Origin of the sequence: Dickeya sp. NCPPB 3274 (assembly GCF_000406205.1) — a bacterium.
GTDB classification, from domain to species: Bacteria; Pseudomonadota; Gammaproteobacteria; order Enterobacterales; family Enterobacteriaceae; genus Dickeya; species Dickeya fangzhongdai.
The window spans coordinates 3,421,433-3,437,035 of the sequence record NZ_CM001979.1; the positions used below are offsets into that span (position 1 = coordinate 3,421,433).

Annotated in this window: 12 protein-coding genes, 1 tRNA gene and 1 pseudogene; 5 read left to right on the forward strand and 9 right to left on the reverse strand. The window is 52.9% G+C overall.

Features of this window, described 5'->3' with window-relative positions; all coding sequences use genetic code 11:
* Window positions 1-116 precede the first annotated feature (116 nt).
* Window positions 117-659: an endonuclease SmrB gene (smrB, locus tag DXX3274_RS15290; protein ID WP_038667348.1), complete on the forward strand. Its 543-nt coding sequence runs from the start codon at window positions 117-119 to the stop codon at window positions 657-659.
* A 103-nt stretch (window positions 660-762) separates the two neighbouring features.
* On the opposite strand, the gene sixA is transcribed toward smrB, so the two are convergent.
* From sixA to DXX3274_RS15310, 4 genes are all read right to left on the reverse strand, one after another.
* On the reverse strand, window positions 763-1,248 hold the full coding sequence (gene sixA / locus DXX3274_RS15295) for a phosphohistidine phosphatase SixA (RefSeq protein WP_042860509.1): 486 nt from the start codon (window positions 1,246-1,248) through the stop codon (window positions 763-765).
* 879 nt (window positions 1,249-2,127) lie between these two features.
* Entirely contained in the window at window positions 2,128-4,320 is a 2,193-nt protein-coding gene (gene fadJ / locus DXX3274_RS15300) for a fatty acid oxidation complex subunit alpha FadJ (RefSeq protein WP_042860511.1), read from the reverse strand.
* Window positions 4,317-5,636 carry an acetyl-CoA C-acyltransferase FadI gene (gene fadI / locus DXX3274_RS15305; RefSeq protein WP_371206785.1) on the reverse strand — a complete coding sequence of 440 codons (1,320 nt, stop codon included), beginning with the start codon at window positions 5,634-5,636 and terminating at the stop codon, window positions 4,317-4,319. Before fadI ends, fadJ begins: the two co-directional genes overlap by 4 nt.
* A gap of 265 nt (window positions 5,637-5,901) precedes the next feature.
* The gene (locus tag DXX3274_RS15310) at window positions 5,902-6,198 is read right to left on the reverse strand and encodes a YfcZ/YiiS family protein (RefSeq protein WP_072093503.1); all 297 of its coding nucleotides are present in this window, start codon (window positions 6,196-6,198) and stop codon (window positions 5,902-5,904) included.
* A 381-nt stretch (window positions 6,199-6,579) separates the two neighbouring features.
* On the opposite strand from DXX3274_RS15310, the gene fadL reads away from it, so the two are divergent.
* Window positions 6,580-7,845 carry a long-chain fatty acid transporter FadL gene (gene fadL / locus DXX3274_RS15315; RefSeq protein ID WP_042860513.1) on the forward strand — a complete coding sequence of 422 codons (1,266 nt, stop codon included), beginning with the start codon at window positions 6,580-6,582 and terminating at the stop codon, window positions 7,843-7,845.
* Window positions 7,846-7,926: 81 nt separating this feature from the next.
* Here the strand turns inward: fadL and mqo are convergent, their stop codons facing one another.
* Window positions 7,927-9,498 (reverse strand): malate dehydrogenase (quinone), encoded by a 1,572-nt coding sequence (mqo, locus tag DXX3274_RS15320; protein WP_042860514.1) that lies wholly within the window; start codon window positions 9,496-9,498, stop codon window positions 7,927-7,929.
* A gap of 90 nt (window positions 9,499-9,588) precedes the next feature.
* Here mqo and DXX3274_RS24020 point away from each other — a divergent pair, with 90 nt between their 5' ends.
* The gene (locus DXX3274_RS24020; protein ID WP_193747037.1) at window positions 9,589-9,726 is read left to right on the forward strand and encodes a hypothetical protein; all 138 of its coding nucleotides are present in this window, start codon (window positions 9,589-9,591) and stop codon (window positions 9,724-9,726) included.
* Between the two features lie 189 nt (window positions 9,727-9,915).
* Here DXX3274_RS24020 and mlaA read toward each other — a convergent pair whose 3' ends face one another.
* Window positions 9,916-10,677 (reverse strand): phospholipid-binding lipoprotein MlaA, encoded by a 762-nt coding sequence (gene mlaA, locus DXX3274_RS15325; protein ID WP_042860515.1) that lies wholly within the window; start codon window positions 10,675-10,677, stop codon window positions 9,916-9,918.
* 499 nt (window positions 10,678-11,176) lie between these two features.
* Here mlaA and DXX3274_RS15330 point away from each other — a divergent pair.
* Both DXX3274_RS15330 and DXX3274_RS15335 read left to right on the forward strand, forming a co-directional pair.
* Window positions 11,177-11,251, forward strand: a tRNA-Arg gene (locus DXX3274_RS15330).
* Between the two features lie 162 nt (window positions 11,252-11,413).
* Complete coding sequence (locus tag DXX3274_RS15335) at window positions 11,414-12,589, forward strand: tyrosine-type recombinase/integrase (protein WP_042860516.1); 1,176 nt, start codon at window positions 11,414-11,416, stop codon at window positions 12,587-12,589.
* 73 nt (window positions 12,590-12,662) lie between these two features.
* On the opposite strand, the gene DXX3274_RS15340 is transcribed toward DXX3274_RS15335, so the two are convergent.
* From DXX3274_RS15340 to DXX3274_RS15350, 3 genes and pseudogenes are all read right to left on the reverse strand, one after another.
* Window positions 12,663-13,196: a hypothetical protein gene (locus DXX3274_RS15340; protein WP_042860517.1), complete on the reverse strand. Its 534-nt coding sequence runs from the start codon at window positions 13,194-13,196 to the stop codon at window positions 12,663-12,665.
* Between the two features lies 1 nt (window position 13,197).
* Window positions 13,198-14,373 carry a hypothetical protein gene (locus DXX3274_RS15345; protein WP_042860518.1) on the reverse strand — a complete coding sequence of 392 codons (1,176 nt, stop codon included), beginning with the start codon at window positions 14,371-14,373 and terminating at the stop codon, window positions 13,198-13,200.
* 728 nt (window positions 14,374-15,101) lie between these two features.
* Window positions 15,102-15,350: pseudogene (locus DXX3274_RS15350) on the reverse strand (ogr/Delta-like zinc finger family protein); the annotation flags it as partial.
* Between the last annotated feature and the right edge of the window lie 253 nt (window positions 15,351-15,603).

Here is a 15,603-nt window from a genome sequence, read left to right on the forward strand (position 1 = left end):
CGACCGGCACGGAACAGGTAAACTATGTGAATACCGAAACTATGCGAATACCGAAACTATGCGAATACGTATTGAGGTTCTGCAACAGAACCGCGACGATGACAGAGTGACGCAAAATGAAAAAAAAATTCATGCTTGATGACGAGGAGCAGGCGCTTTTCCGCACGTCGGTGGCGGGCGCTACCCGGTTACGTCAGGACACCTATGTTCACCGTCCGGCCCGAACCAAACCCGGCGCATTGCCGCCACGACGGATGATTCAGGAACAGGTGGACGCCAGTTTCTATTTCTCGGACGAATTCCAGCCGCAACTGGAGAATGACGGGCCGACGCGCTATGTCCGGCCGGGCGCCAGTCATTACGAGCTGAAGAAGCTGCGTCGCGGCGACTATTCGCCGGAACTGTTTTTGGATTTGCACGGACTGACGCAGTTGGAAGCCAAGCAGGAGCTAGGGGCGCTGCTGGCCGCCTGCCGGCGCGAACATGTCTACTGCGCCTGCGTGATGCACGGCCACGGCAAACACATTCTCAAACAGCAAACGCCGCTGTGGCTGGCCCAACACCCGGATGTGCTGGCGTTTCATCAGGCGCCGAAGGAATTCGGCGGCAATGCCGCCCTGCTGGTGCTGGTGGCGCAGGAAAGCGCCGACGAGGAATAATCCTCCCCGCCTCACCTTCTTCCGCCATTCTGGAAAATCGCCCGCGGCGGGAAACCGCATGAAAACCAGACAGGCGCCGCTAACGGCGCCTGTTGTCGGACGATCAGGGTTTAACTTTGGCCGTCAATTGGGACGGCGTGACCTGCCAGTGGTATACGCCCGCACCGGAGACATCATCCAGCTCGACGTTGGCAATGGCCGACGTGGCGAACATCGGCGCGGTCTCAGACGGGCACAGCCCGGCGACCAGATACCCCACCAGCGGCAGGTGGGAAATCACCAACACCGCGCTGGTGCCTTCTTTCGCCAGCGCCAGCAGATAGTCGCACACCAGTTCGGCGTTGCCGCCCGGCGTCAGTTCCGGCAGACATTCACTTTCCGGCAGCGGCAACACCTCCGCCACGACCTGCAACGTCTGCTGAGCCCGCACGTAAGGACTCACCAGCACCCGATCAATATCAATCGACTGATCGTTGAGCCAGGCTGCCATCTGACGAGATTCTTCATCTCCCCGGCTGCTTAAAGGCCGGAGCGCATCACTGGCGGCGTCAGGTACGGCATCACCATGACGCATGATCAAAACTTGCATATTACACCGCTATATTGATGAAAAAGGGCAATAAAACCCTGGGGATAGCTTCAGATTAGCTGAATCGGCACGGGGCCGTTTTGCGGCAGGTCACAGCCTGGTATCGGGTATCGCCACATCATGCTGATGGCGTTTTGACCAGCGCAAAGCGCATTTTTTTACCCCAATTGCCGGCGAATCGCAACCAACCGCATCATGCATCGCGCTGCGCCACGGACCCGCTATCGCGCCGTAGTCGGCAACCTCCCGTTTTTTCAGGCAATTAACCTTAATTTTTTCAGGGCAAAGCCGACATCACGTCATCATAATATGCTGTTGGCTCGCTTTCAGATTTCATTTAACAGCAGTTTAGACTAAAAAATAATTTTCATTCAGATAAAAAAATTATCAATCTCCACAATACAGAATAAACCGGCACCGGTTTTATTTTTCTGACACTTTTACACTTTTTCATCTTATAACCGCGGGAAACACTGGAAAAAATACCCTACCTCACTATAGTGAACAGAGAAAACACCGGTGCCGAATACAGTACGTTTAAATAATTCAGCGCGGTATTATGCCCAGCATTCAGGGAATTCTTATACTGGGTGGTAAAAACGATGGACCGTTTAAATAAAAAACAAGCATTTTCAATAAAATATAATTATCACCCCGCTAATGCGCCATTGTGTTCAGCATTTTTATCAATTAACTTTTTTCACCTGAAAGTGAATCCGATAAATAAAGTTGCTCGTCAGCCAATAAAATAATTTTTTAAACAAGATCGGGTTCTTTCATTCAAAAAATCTGCCTTTCGGCTTTTTAATTTATTATTTACTCATCCGACAAGAATAAAAACGAGGGGGGATAACGGGTTCAGGTTTTGCCTTCACCCGCTCAGCGCTCCGTTTCATCAGCAAAACCAACCTGCTGCGACTGTCGCCGGAGCAGCCCTTCCGCCGGCGCAAACCGATCGCCGTACTGCGCCTGCAACGACAGCAGGGTTCCCACCACCGTTTCTATCCCTAATCGATTCATGTAGTGAAACGGGCCGCCCAGAAACGGCGGAAATCCGATCCCCATCACCGCGCCGATATCGCCGTCGCCTGGACGACGGATCACCCCTTCATCCAGACAGCGCACCGCCTCATTCAGCATCATCATGACGCAGCGTTGTGCAATCAGCGCCGGATCCAGATGCGCTTTGGGCGTCACATCCAGCAATGGATAGAGGCTGCCGTCGGACACTTTGCCCTGACGTCGCCACAAACCGCATAACCGTTCATAACGCGACTGATCGTAGCGATAAAAGCCGCGGCCGTTCTTGCGGCCTTTACGGTTGTCGCGGGCAATGGCTTCCAGCGCCGGCGGCGCGCAAAACCGCTCGCCCAGCTCCGCTACCAGCACCGGTACAATCTTCATCGCCACATCAATCCCCACCTCATCCAGCAGGGTAAAAGGCCCGACAGGGAAACCGAAACGCACCAACGCCTGATCAACCGACTCGACCGGTTCGCCTTCCAGCAGGCAGCGAGCCGCCTCATTCAGGTAAGGCGCCAGAATGCGGTTAACATAAAACCCGGCTTTATCCGCTACCACGATCGCGGTTTTACCCTGCGTCTTCGCCAGCGCCACCGTGGTGGACAACGTCTGCTCGCTGGTTCCGGCATGCGGAATAACCTCAACCAGCGGCATCTTGTCCACCGGGCTGAAATAGTGCAGGCCAATCACCTGTTCGGGTCGGCCGGCGCCGGCGGCGATCTGATGAATCGGCAGCGACGACGTATTGGTGGCAAACACCGCATGCGGCGGCGTCACCGCTTCGGTTTCCCGCACCATCTGCTGTTTGAGCGCCAAATCTTCGAATACCGCCTCCACCACCACATCGACGCGCTCAAACCCCCGGTAATCGGTTCCGCCGGACATCAGGCTCATTTGTCGCCGCTGCTCTGCGGGCGTGATGCGGCGGCGTTCTACCTGTTTGCTCAGCCGTTGCCAGCTGTTGCGCAGCGCGAGGGTGATGCCTTGCTCATGAATATCTTTAATCCTTACCGGCAATCGGCCGTTCAGCGCGGTAACGCCGGCGATGCCGCCGCCCATCAACCCGCCGCCCAGCACCCCGACCCGGCGCAGTGGGCCGGGTTCGACCGACGCGCCCCGATCTTTTTTCAGGGCTGTGGCGGTAAAAAACAGTCGCCGCAACGCCACGGACTCCGGCGACGCCACCAGTCGGCCGAAAGCGCGGGCCTCCGCCTGATAGCCAGCCTGACTGCCCTGCTCCAGACCACGGCGCACCACCGCCAGGATGCGCGCCGTCGCCGGGTAATTGCCCTGGGTTTTCGCCTGCGTCTGCCGCCGCACCCGCTCAAACAGCCAGCGGCGTACGTAAGGCAGCATCAGTAACCGATGCCGCCAGCCGGGCGAAGACGGCTGCCGTTTACCGCGGCGGATAAACCCCAGCGCCGCCTCCAGCAATACCGCGTGCGGCACCACCTCATCCACCAGCCCGAGCCGACGCGCCTGAGCCGCCCGCAACTGCCGCCCGGTCAGGATCAACTCCAGCGCGCGGTCCACGCCAATCAGGCGTGGAAGCCGCTGGGTGCCGCCTGCGCCCGGCAATAGCCCCAATTGCACTTCCGGCAACCCGAGACGGGTACTGTCGTCCGGCGTACACAGGCGATAATCGCAAGCCAGCGCCAGTTCCAGCCCGCCGCCCAGACAGGCGCCGTGAATGGCCGCCACCACCGGGAACGGCAGACGGGCGATCGCCTCCAGCGTTTCCTGCCCGGTTTCGGCCAGCGCTTGCGCCGCCGCCGCGTCGGAACAGGCATCCAACATGCCGATATCCGCCCCGGCGATAAACGATTCCGGCTTGCCGGAGAGGATAACCAGCCCCTGCAGGCCACTGTGCTGTCGGGCCTGCGTCAGCACCGCGCGCATCTGTTCCGCGAATTCCGCTTTCAGGGTATTCACTTTCTCGCCGGGGACATCCACGGTAATCACCCCGATATGATCGGGGCGTAGCGTCAGTTGGAAAGCGGCGTGCGCCTCATGTTCGTGCGCCTGATGCATCGAATTCAGCTCGGTCATTGCGTCACCTCCAGCACCATGGCTGCCCCCAGGCCGCCCGCCGCACAGGCGGTAACCAGCCCCAATCCGCCGCCTCGCCGGCGCAGTTCATGCAGCGTCTGGGTGATCATGCGCGCGCCGGTCGCGGCAAACGGATGGCCATAGGCGATCGAGCCGCCCCGCACATTGAAGCGCTCCCGGTCCACCTCCCCCACCGGCTCGCTGCGCCCGAGTTTATCGCGGGCGAATTCAGCGCTGGCGAACAGGTGCAGATTAGCCAGCGTTTGAGCGGCGAAGGCTTCATGCATGTCGATCAGCGCCAGATCATCGAGCCGGATACCGGCCCGATCGAGCGCCAGCGGGGTGGCGTAAGCCGGCCCCGCCAGCATGTCCTGCTGTACCGGAATGGCGCTGAACGCATAGCTGCGCAGGTAGCCAAGCGGCGTCAGTTTCAGTTCGCTGGCGCGGGATTCGCTCATCAGCAGCACAGCGGCGGCGCCATCGGTTAACGGCGAACTGTTGCCGGCGGTCACGCTGCCGTAGCGACGGTCAAAGGCGGGTTTCAGGCGGGAATACTGTTCCGGCGCGCTGTCGCGACGAATCGTGTTGTCTTCATTAATCGCCTGCTTATACGGCGGCACCCAGGCGGTCATCACCTCGTCACGCAGCACGCCGTCGGCCCAGGCCTGCGCGGCGCGTTGATGCGAGAGATGGGCGAACGCGTCCTGCGCGTCGCGGCTGATGCGGTAGTCTTTCGCCATCTGCTCGGCGGTATCGCCCATGCGCAGCCCGGTGGAGTACTCAGCCACGGCGGGCGCCACCGGCAGTAAATCCCGCGGCCGCAGGCGAGCGAATAACGCCAGCCGCTGGCGGAAGGTTCTGGCGCGCGAGAGATCGACCAGCGTGCGCGCCAGCGCCTTGCTGACGCCGATAGGCAGCACGGAAGCCGAATCAGCGCCGCCGGCGATGCCGATGTCGATAGCGCCGGCCAGAATGCTTTCCGCCACGTTGGCGACCGCCTGAAAGCTGGTGGCGCAGGCGCGGGAGACGCTATAAGCATCGGTATTCACACTCATGCCGCTGCCCAGCACGATTTCGCGGGCGATATTGGGCGCCTCCGGCATCTGAATCACCTGCCCGAACACCAGTTGCTGCACCAGCTCCGGTTCGACGCCGCTGCGAAGCAACAGCTCATTGACCACCAGCTTGCCCAGCTCCAGCGCCGGAATACCATGATAAGCCGTCGCCTGCCGGGCAAATGGCGTTCTCAGCCCACTGACAATCGCAATGCGGTCGCCACGCCGGGTGACCAGCGGCACTACTTCGCGTTCGCGCATAACCATTCCGTTCATCCCTTTTCAGAGACCGATGGGGTCTGAACTCATTGTTAACCTGAAGATTACATTATGCAAACAAGCGGATACCAAACAGCGAGCCACGCCACGCTTCCAGGCGTTCATACGCAACGGGAATAAGACGGTAAAGGTAATGAAAGAGAAGGAATAATGAAGTGGAAGGACTCGGGGACGCGGCTGATCTCAGCGGATCAGCCGCAAAGCGAAGGCGCGCGCGCCGCTATTGACGCGCTTAGCGTGATCGCGGTTAACGCAGGCCCAACTGGAAGATCAGGGTTTCAGCCTGGCAGCTAAACGTGAAATCCATATCCAGTTTGAATCCGCCTTCCGCCTCGGACAGACGGGCGTCAATCACGCAAGGCTCGGATTCAACCGAACGGGCTTTTTCCGTCAGTTGCTTCTGTGTCTGTTCCGCGTCGCTGCGGTGGGGAAATACACGGCTGTAAGATGCGGTGCAATCGGTGTTATCCATTACGGTTCCCACATCCACACAGCAACAGGCGGCGGTTTCTTCTGCGCTACATTTATTAATCGCGTTTGTCATGGCAAAACTCCTCTGCGGCGACAGGCGCCTCCACAATCGGAAGCACGCTATCCATCTATTCTGCCCCCATTTTACTCACCACAGCCGTCTATCACTAGCACTTACCGATTAAAGGGACATTACGTGATGTAAATCACATCTTAACGTTATTTTTCAATGAAATAGGATAAATGCTCTAAACACAATCATGACATTTGTTAACTAGATCTAATTTCTAAATCATTTTTGCAACATTTATGGAACCAAGGGAAAACATTTCGTCGTTTTACTTTTATACTTTTCGCAACTGGTCTGATTTGTCAGCCCATTAACCCCCCCTACAATGCGCGTCCCTTGTTACACGCTTAACAAAAATTACAAACGTTCAGTGAGGTTTCGGTCATGAGCCAGAAAGTCCTGTTAAAGAAAACATCACTTGCTGTGGCGCTGGCGCTAATGGCATCCAATGCAACCGCTGCAGGTTTCCAGTTGAATGAGTTCTCCTCATCCGGTCTGGGGCGCGCCTTCTCAGGTGAAAGCGCCATTGCAGACAATGCGACCTCTGGCAGCCGCAACCCGGCGACCATGACGCTGTTTGATCGCCCGGCCTTTTCCGGCGGCGTAACCTACATTAACCCTGACATCGACCTGCGCGGCTCCAGCAGCACCGGCCGTGACGCCAGCGCTGACAATATTGCGCCGCACGCCTGGGTGCCCAACCTGCATTTCATCATGCCGCTGAACGAGCAGTGGGCGGTAGGCGCATCCGCCACCACCAACTTCGGTCTGGCGACTGAATTCAGCGACAATTTCAGCGCCGGTTCCATCGCTGGCAAAACCGACCTGAAAACTTCCAACCTGAATCTGAGCGCGGCCTATCGCCTCAACCAGCATTTCAGCTTTGGTCTGGGCGTCAACGCCGTGTACGCCGATGCCAAGATTGTGCGTAACGCCGGCGAAGTCGGTCCGGCGCTGGGCGTGCGTTCAACGTCCGAGATCACCCATCTGGATGGTAAAGAATGGGGCTATGGCTGGAACGCCGGCATCCTGTATGAACTGGATAAAAACAACCGCTTCGGCCTGAGTTACCGCTCCAAAGTCGACATCGACTTTGATGGTTCCTTCCGAAGCGACCTGGCGGCGCCGCGCGGCACCAGCGGCACCACCATCCCCGGCAAGCTGACGCTCAACCTGCCGGAAATGTGGGAGCTTTCCGCTTACCACCGCGTCGCCCCGCAATGGGCGGTTCACTACAGTCTGGCCTACACCAGCTGGAGTTCCTTCCAGGAACTGCGCGCCACCGGCAGCAACGGCCAGCAACTGTTCCAGAAAGACGAACGCTTCCACGATGCCTACCGCATCGCGCTGGGCACCACCTACTACTACAACGATAACTGGACTTTCCGCACCGGTATCGCGTTTGACGACAGCCCGGTACCGGCCGACAAACGCACCATCTCCATCCCGGATCAGGATCGTCTCTGGCTGAGCGCCGGCACCACCTACGCCTTCAACAAAGACGCCTCGGTGGATGTGGGCGTGTCTTACATGCACGGTCAGAAAGTGACGATTCACGAAGCCGGCGTCGCGGCCAACCTGCCCTCCTACACCTTTACCTCTAAAGGCCGGGCGTGGTTGTACGGCGTGAACTTCAACTACAGTTTCTAATCCGGGTACCTAATCCGTATTCGTAAAAAAGGCCGCTATCGCGGCCTTTTGTTGTATGGGAAGTCGGCTATGCCGGCGGCATTATTCCGGCTTCACTTCCATGTAGTTCAGTTTCAGCGTGCTGCTGGTGTAACCGCGAATCTTGTTGGTCAGGTCGATATTGCCTTCCAGTTTCTGGCCGTAAGACGGAATGATTTCCTTCAGTTTGGCCTGCCATTCCGGCGTCGCGACCTTATCCTTGAACACGGTCTGCATCAGGCTCAGCATGATCGGCGCAGCAGTCGACGCACCCGGCGACGCGCCCAGCAGCGCGGCGATGGAGCCGTCTTTGTCGCTGACAATCTCGGTGCCCAGCTTCAGTACGCCGCCCAGATCTTTGTCTTTCTTGATGACCTGTACACGTTGACCCGCCACCGCCAGACGCCAGTCAGACTGTTTGGCCTGCGGGAAGTACTCTTTCAGCGCGGCAAAACGGTCGTCGTCGCTCATCATTAACTGACCGATCAGGTATTTCACCAGATCGAAGTTATCGATCCCCACATTCACCATCGGCATAAAGTTGGAGGTGTTCATGGACGAGAGCAGATCCCACAGCGAACCGTTTTTCAGGAATTTGCTGGAGAAGGTAGCGAACGGCCCGAACAGCAGCACCTGCTTGCCGTTGAAGATACGGGTATCCAGATGCGGTACGGACATCGGCGGCGCACCAACCGAGGCTTTACCGTATACCTTGGCGAGATGACGTTTTACGATGTCCTGATTATCGGTGACCAGAAACTCGCCGCCAACCGGGAAACCGCCATAGTTGCCTGCTTCCGGAATGCCGGATTTCTGTAGCAGTTGCAGCGCCGCGCCGCCGGCGCCGATGAACACGAACTTGGCTTTGATCGCGCTTTCTTTACCGCCGTTTTTCAGGTCGGCAACCACTACGTCCCAGGTTTTATCCGGGTTGCGCTTGATGTCGCGCACTTCGTTGCTCAGTTTCAGGTTGAAAGTCGCATGCTGTTTCAACCCATCCACCAGTTGGCGGGTGACTTCGCCGTAGTTGACGTCGGTACCGATCGGCATACGGGTGGCGGCAATCTTCTGTTGCGGATCGCGCCCTTCCATCACCAGCGGGATCCACTGTTTGATCTGATCCGCTTTGTCGGAAAACTCCATGCCGCGGAACAGGGTGCTGTGTTGCAGCGCCTGGTAGCGTTTGTGCAGGTAATTAACGTTGTCGTCGCCCCACACGAAGCTCATGTGCGGCACGCTATTGATAAACGACGACGGGTCTTTCATCACATTGTGAGAAATTTGATAAGACCAGAACTGACGGGAAACTTCGAACGCTTCGCTGATTTCGACCGCCTTGCTGATGTCAATCGAGCCATCGGCTTTTTCCGGCGTGTAGTTCAGTTCCATAAAAGCGGAGTGGCCGGTACCGGCGTTATTCCAGCCGTTGGAGCTTTCCTCAGCCACATTGTCCAGACGCTCGACCATGCTGATGGTCCAGTTCGGCTCCAGCGCCTGCAGATAGGTGCCCAACGTGGCGCTCATGACGCCGCCGCCGATCAGTACTACATCCACTGCCTTACTTTCTTCCGCCATGACAGGCTGTGCCAGCCCTATGGCGCCCAGACACAAGGTGGTAACCAATAGTTTTTTCATGTTTATGTCCCGTTATGTCAATGTGTCATCCCTGCAGGTGAACAAGGGTGATTCCAGATTAGCGAGATAACGATGCAGGAGCGATGAGCCATGAGAAACACGGCGGCAACCCGTAAGCAGGTGCGCGACAACGCCTTCGTCTATTTCAGCATAGAGCAAAAATGGCTGACGGCAGGCGGAGATAAGAGCACATTACGCAATATGCGGATTGCTGCTCAGGGCTGCTGAATCGTTACCCTCTCTAACCGGCTGTTATTATTGTTACATAGACGGTGGAAATAAATTTATGTAATTAAATAAACGCTCAACAACCATATAACGTTTCACAAACAATCAGTTTGGCGGGTTTCAGGCGGGCAGGTAAGACGATTAGTGACAAAAGGCGCCCTCAGGCGCCCATCAATACTAAAAAAACGCTTATTTATCTGAATCGATTTCGTCCAGACTGCCTTCAATCGCTTTAGCGTTCGGGTTAACCACCGGGGCGGATTTACCGTCGTTAGCCAGGAAATCGTGCCGCTGGAAATAGGCGTCACGCACCATCAGGTAAGGGTCGGACGAATTACGCAGCAGCCCGTCGGAATCCAGCAGGCGGGCACGAGTTTCCAGGCCTTCCACCGCCCACTTACCGGCGGACATCCAGAAAGTGAGATAACTCAACGGCGGATAAAGCGTATCCACTACCCCGCCGCCGTCTTCACGCAGCGTGGCGCTGCCATAACCCGGCAGCACCAGATAAGGCCCGTAGCCTACATCGTAATGCCCCAGCGTACTGCCGAAACGGTGTGGTTCTTCTTTCGCCAGTTTCGGATTCGCCATTGCCGCGACGTCGATCAGGCCGCCCATCCCCAGCAAGGTGTTAAGGAAGAAGCGGTTAAAGTGAATCATCGCCTGATAGGGTTTGCCCTCGACGAAATAGTTCACCATAGTGGCGGGTTCAGACAGGTTGACGAAGAAATTGGTCAGACCATTTCGCGCCGGTTGCGGCATATAATCGCGCCAGACCACCGCTGCCGGGCGCACTACATACGGATCCAGCACGTTGTAGTTGAAGCCGAACATGGTGCGGTTGAATCCTTCCAGCGGATCCGAACGCTGCTCAGGCGCTGAGGTTTTAGAGCTGGCACAGCCGGCAAGCAATGCGCTCGCCAGTACTACACCACCCAGACGAAAATTCATAACGTATCTCCCTGCTGAACTTTCATGCAGTCCGCACGACCTGCCATCGGGCCGCCAGCGCACAAGGCCACATGTTATCATCTTAATACACCGGGCTTTGGTTTGCCCGTACCGCCGGCGGCGGTCTGTTGGAAAAATGGCGATTGTTTAATAGCGGCGCCAGAAGTGACGCCCCTCCCGTCAGCGCTTCAGAATTGTCCGGTTCATACCGGACACCCTTGCTCGGGAAACAACCGCCGTCGCATCGGCTGACGCGACGGTCAACATTGGAGGATGCGGATCCTGCTTCAGGCACCGGTATAATTCCAGCACCAATTGTGCGATCGCACCCTAATTCAGTGACTTGCGTAGCCCGTCACCCATTTGTCTGACGGCCAGCGTAGCGAAAGATACCACGATTAAGGCCGCTATTCAGGCCAAAACTGGTGGCGGATTGAGCAAACGCACCGGCAAGTGCTTATGGCGACAGCCAAATCGGTTATAATGCGACGCCAGCGCAGTCCCCATAGTTAAATGGATATAACAAGCCCCTCCTAAGGGCTAGTTGCAGGTTCGATCCCTGCTGGGGACGCCATCAACCCGTCTCACACCTTCTTAGCAAGTCTAAAAATCCTTTAAAAACAAATAAAAAGAAGAAAATCCAGTCTTATCCCATCCAACGAAAGCCTATAGAAGCCCGGCAATTATGTGTATAAAATTGTGTATATGACAGGTTCGATCTTTTTTCTATACACCTATGCTGCTGACTGACATCAAAATCAAAAAGGCCAAAGCCCAGGATAAACCCTATACCCTCAATGACGGCAATGGGCTGTCTTTGCTGATCGACAGCACCGGTACGAAAGGCTGGCGTTTCCGCTACCGGTTTGCCGGAAAGCCAAAGCTCATTTCCTTTGGCACCTATGACAACGTATCCCTTGCTGAAGCGCGGAAGAAGCGAGATGAAGCTAAAGCGATGTTAGCCAACGGCATCAACCCCAGCGATGCCCGCAGGGCGGAAAAATTGTCGCTTCAGTTCTCTACAGAAAACACCTTCGAGGCCGTAGCAAAAGAATGGCACGCCTCAAAACTATCAACCTGGTCAGAAGGGTATGCCAAAGAAGTGATACGCTATTTGGAAAAGGAAATTTTTCCGTTCCTGGGTAAACGCCCGATAGACCAAATCACGCCACTTGAACTCTTGGCCGTTCTGCAAAAAATCGAAAAACGCGGGGCATTGGAACAAGCCAGCAAGATCCGCCGCCGGTGTGGTGAAGTCTTCCGCTATGCGGTGGTGACCGGACGTGCCAGGTATAACCCGGCCCCTGATCTGGCCAGCGCCATGAATAAGCCTCAGAGCCAGCATTTCCCGTTCCTGACGGAAAGTGAGTTACCGGAGTTTGTCGCTGCGCTAAACAATTACACCGGCAGTAAGATAACCCAATGCGCCACCCAGCTTTTAATGCTGACCGGCGTAAGAACCATTGAACTACGCGCCGCAAAATGGGATGAATTTGATTTAGATAATGCGCTGTGGGAAATCCCGAAAGAGCGCATGAAAAAACGACGCCCGCACCTGGTGCCTCTGTCTACACAGGCAATAGCCATCCTGAAAGAGCTAAAGACACTAACCGGTTACTATGAATTCGTTTTCCCAGGAAGAAACGACACCAGAAAACCGATAAGCGATGCCACTATCAACAAAGTGATAAAAAAACTGGGTTATCACGGACGTTTAACCGGTCATGGTTTTCGCCACACCATGAGTACGATTTTGCATGAACACGGATTTAACAGCGCATGGATTGAAATGCAGCTTGCGCATGTTGATAAGAATTCCATCCGTGGGGCTTATAATCATGCGCAATATTTGGAAGGGCGTAGGGAGATGTTGCAGTGGTATGCAAATACTATATTTCCCAGTCACATTTAAATTATTAGTGTTATTAAAAAATAAAAAACGTCTTCAAAATCTTGCCACCCTCATGAAAATGAGGGGAGTGGGATCAATCATGCTTCAACTTAGATTCATTAATCCTCGAGTAAAGATTATTGGCAAACCTGAAGTTACTAATAATTACACTAAAGATGCAGCGACTCTGCAGCCAACATAAAAAGTAAACAAAAACCAAACCTGAAAATTTTATGCTGTCCTTATGCTCGATATAAAATGAAGAATACCCAATTAAAGACTTAACAATATAGAACATTAGCGTCCCAAGCATAACTAATGCCGAGAATATTATCACATAAATTAATCGTTCAATTCTAGGAACATCTTTTGTGTTTTTTATATAATCAACATTGTCACTTACAATGCCTTGAATTGCATTCGGATACAAAAAACCGACCCATAACCCCACAATAGTGAAAATTGCAGCAGAGATATTTTGCAGAGTACCAATAACATCTTTTACTTCATTAAATTTCAATGAGTCTTTAAAGAAAAAGACCATTAGAAAAATCAAGATAAGGCCAAGAAAATCCCACCTTACTCCTTTTATTAACTCCATCCATGCTTTTTTTATTTTTGGTTTCATATCATCCACCTATCGCGTCATTAAGATCATCCATTGATAATTGGTCATCGACCTCTTGTACGATTATCTCTGCTCTTGCTTCAATTGATGCCTCTTGAGCTAAAACAGCATTTATAATATCCGACCTGAAGTTATTTATTTCCTCAAGCAATTTTTCTGGAGAATAATGAGAAAGCCCATCAGAATCAATTGACAATGTAGATTTAACTACATATTTTGTAAGCCAAATTGGAATGTCTGAATCTTTTATTTTGAACCCTACATCAACCCAATCAGTTTCATCAACTCGTTGTTCAAATAGACGTGCAATCTCCTCTGCAGAAGGAGCGCCATCAATTCTAACTTCAACGCGCTTTGGAGCTTGCAAGGGAGGCACCTCACCGAACAGTGAGGGCAAATATTCGCTACCTAACTGGAGCAAGGGACTACGTTCATCATCAACACGGGCAGTTGCCGTGTCTCGTATAATAGTCTGAGTTATATTCGGGATCATCTCCTCCAAATTACTTACAGCAGTTTTTATTTTAGTTTGCTCAACATCAAACTTAAATATACAATTGCATTTATCTTTGCCTTCCCCATACTCAAACCTTGTCTTAGTTACATTAACAGTACGTTCAGGATCACGATTATGAGGGTGACTTGCTATTGTTTGTGTTTTTTTGCCACCTGCATTGGAATGATTATTAACAAACGCTGTAAAGTAATTACAAAATCTTGTTGTATCAGCTCCTGAGTGTCGAAATATAATAGACGCAACTTTATTATACTCAGGAATCACCCAATAATAGCAGGGTTCTCCCCAAATAATTCTCTGCCCCTGAACATGCGATCCAGCTTTGACGGTTTCACTTTCACCGGCACCTACCGCTGACCCCATTCTTACACCATGTAAATTCCCTGAACCATCACCAACTTCGCGAAGCAAAACTACAACAATATCTTTTGTTTGAGGATCAATGGCGATTCCTCGACAATATGTCTTAGAACGCATGGGATTGACATTCATATCCCAAGGAATTGTATCCTCAATTGCTTTACCTCTGAGCCATACATTGAACTCATCAAAAATATCCTCTAAAGTCCCAAATTTATAATCAAGATTCTTTGCATTCTGCTTTAACCTATAAAAGCCAAAAGCATTAATATCAAAAAAAGTAATAGCACCATTATCCATAAATAATTACCTTATGCTTTGATTTATTCGATAGCTAATATTTAACACGCAAATTAAAATCCAAGCCACATCACATAAATAGCATTATTTTAGCCCTGCTAACTCTAAGGTGTAATGTATTAAATACAAAGTGATAATAGCCCTAATCTGTTATACCACGCCAGACATCTTACAGCGAGTTCTAAAGATCTCAGGTTCTTTATGTAGCTATAAGCATTTCTACTTTTAAATAGTCATCCATTGGCCTGAAAATTAAACACAACATAGACAAAATCGGCACTACACCGCACCCGCCTGCGGTTTTCGTAGTCATGAAATTTTTCAGTTTTCCTTTTCTACAAACCATAGCGCCAGCCCGCATTGTACCTGGGCTATCAGCGTACACAGCCCAACTGAAATGATTGAAACACATTTCAGCATTTTTCAGTTTTCAGGCTTTTTGGGGGAACGGAAAGACCATGCAAACCAATATTATCTATATGACTGTAAAGGATATTTTTTATTTTGTGTGAGTTTTTCGGCAACGAAGGGATAACGATACAATCAGCCAACGCTCCGGCAATCCCTTGCCGGATGCGGCTTACACGCGAATGGAAATACTCAGCACACTGAAAAACGTGAACGGTGAGAACACAGCGATAAGGAGCCTATCAGCGCCGACTTTGCGCCGTGGCGCTCACCTGCCCTTGCGTTTTACTCACCTTTTGGTCGTCATCCTGTGCCTGGCTTAACAGGTCGATCATTTCCTGGCGTTTGTCTGGTGCGATGGCATCAATCATGTTTTTCATCATTCGGCCGTGCGTCAACGCACTGGGGCTTAAGGTATGTGAAAAGGTCATGTTCATCACAAACGTGTGACCGCATTCCATATTGCTACAGGCGCAGTAGATATCGGCAATCTGTGGATGTTTGCGGTTGGTCTTTCGCACCACCGCCAGCGAACTACATTCAGGACAATACACGCGCATTACTCTCATCAGTTCCTCACCTTTTCTTCACCTACCGCCCGCCAGGAAAAAAGCCCTTACGAGCGGCCATTCCTAATTGTCTGTCTCTTCTCTGCGCGTGGTAACAGCGGTAACACTGGTAACAGCTTTGATATATATGGCTTTTCTCTGTTACCTCTGTCTTATTTCTGCTGGTAACGCTGGTAACAAACTCATGAGTGTTACCACTGTTACCAGTGACTATGCCTTACTGGTAACAGGTTTCCCCCTTGTCCTGCCTGTC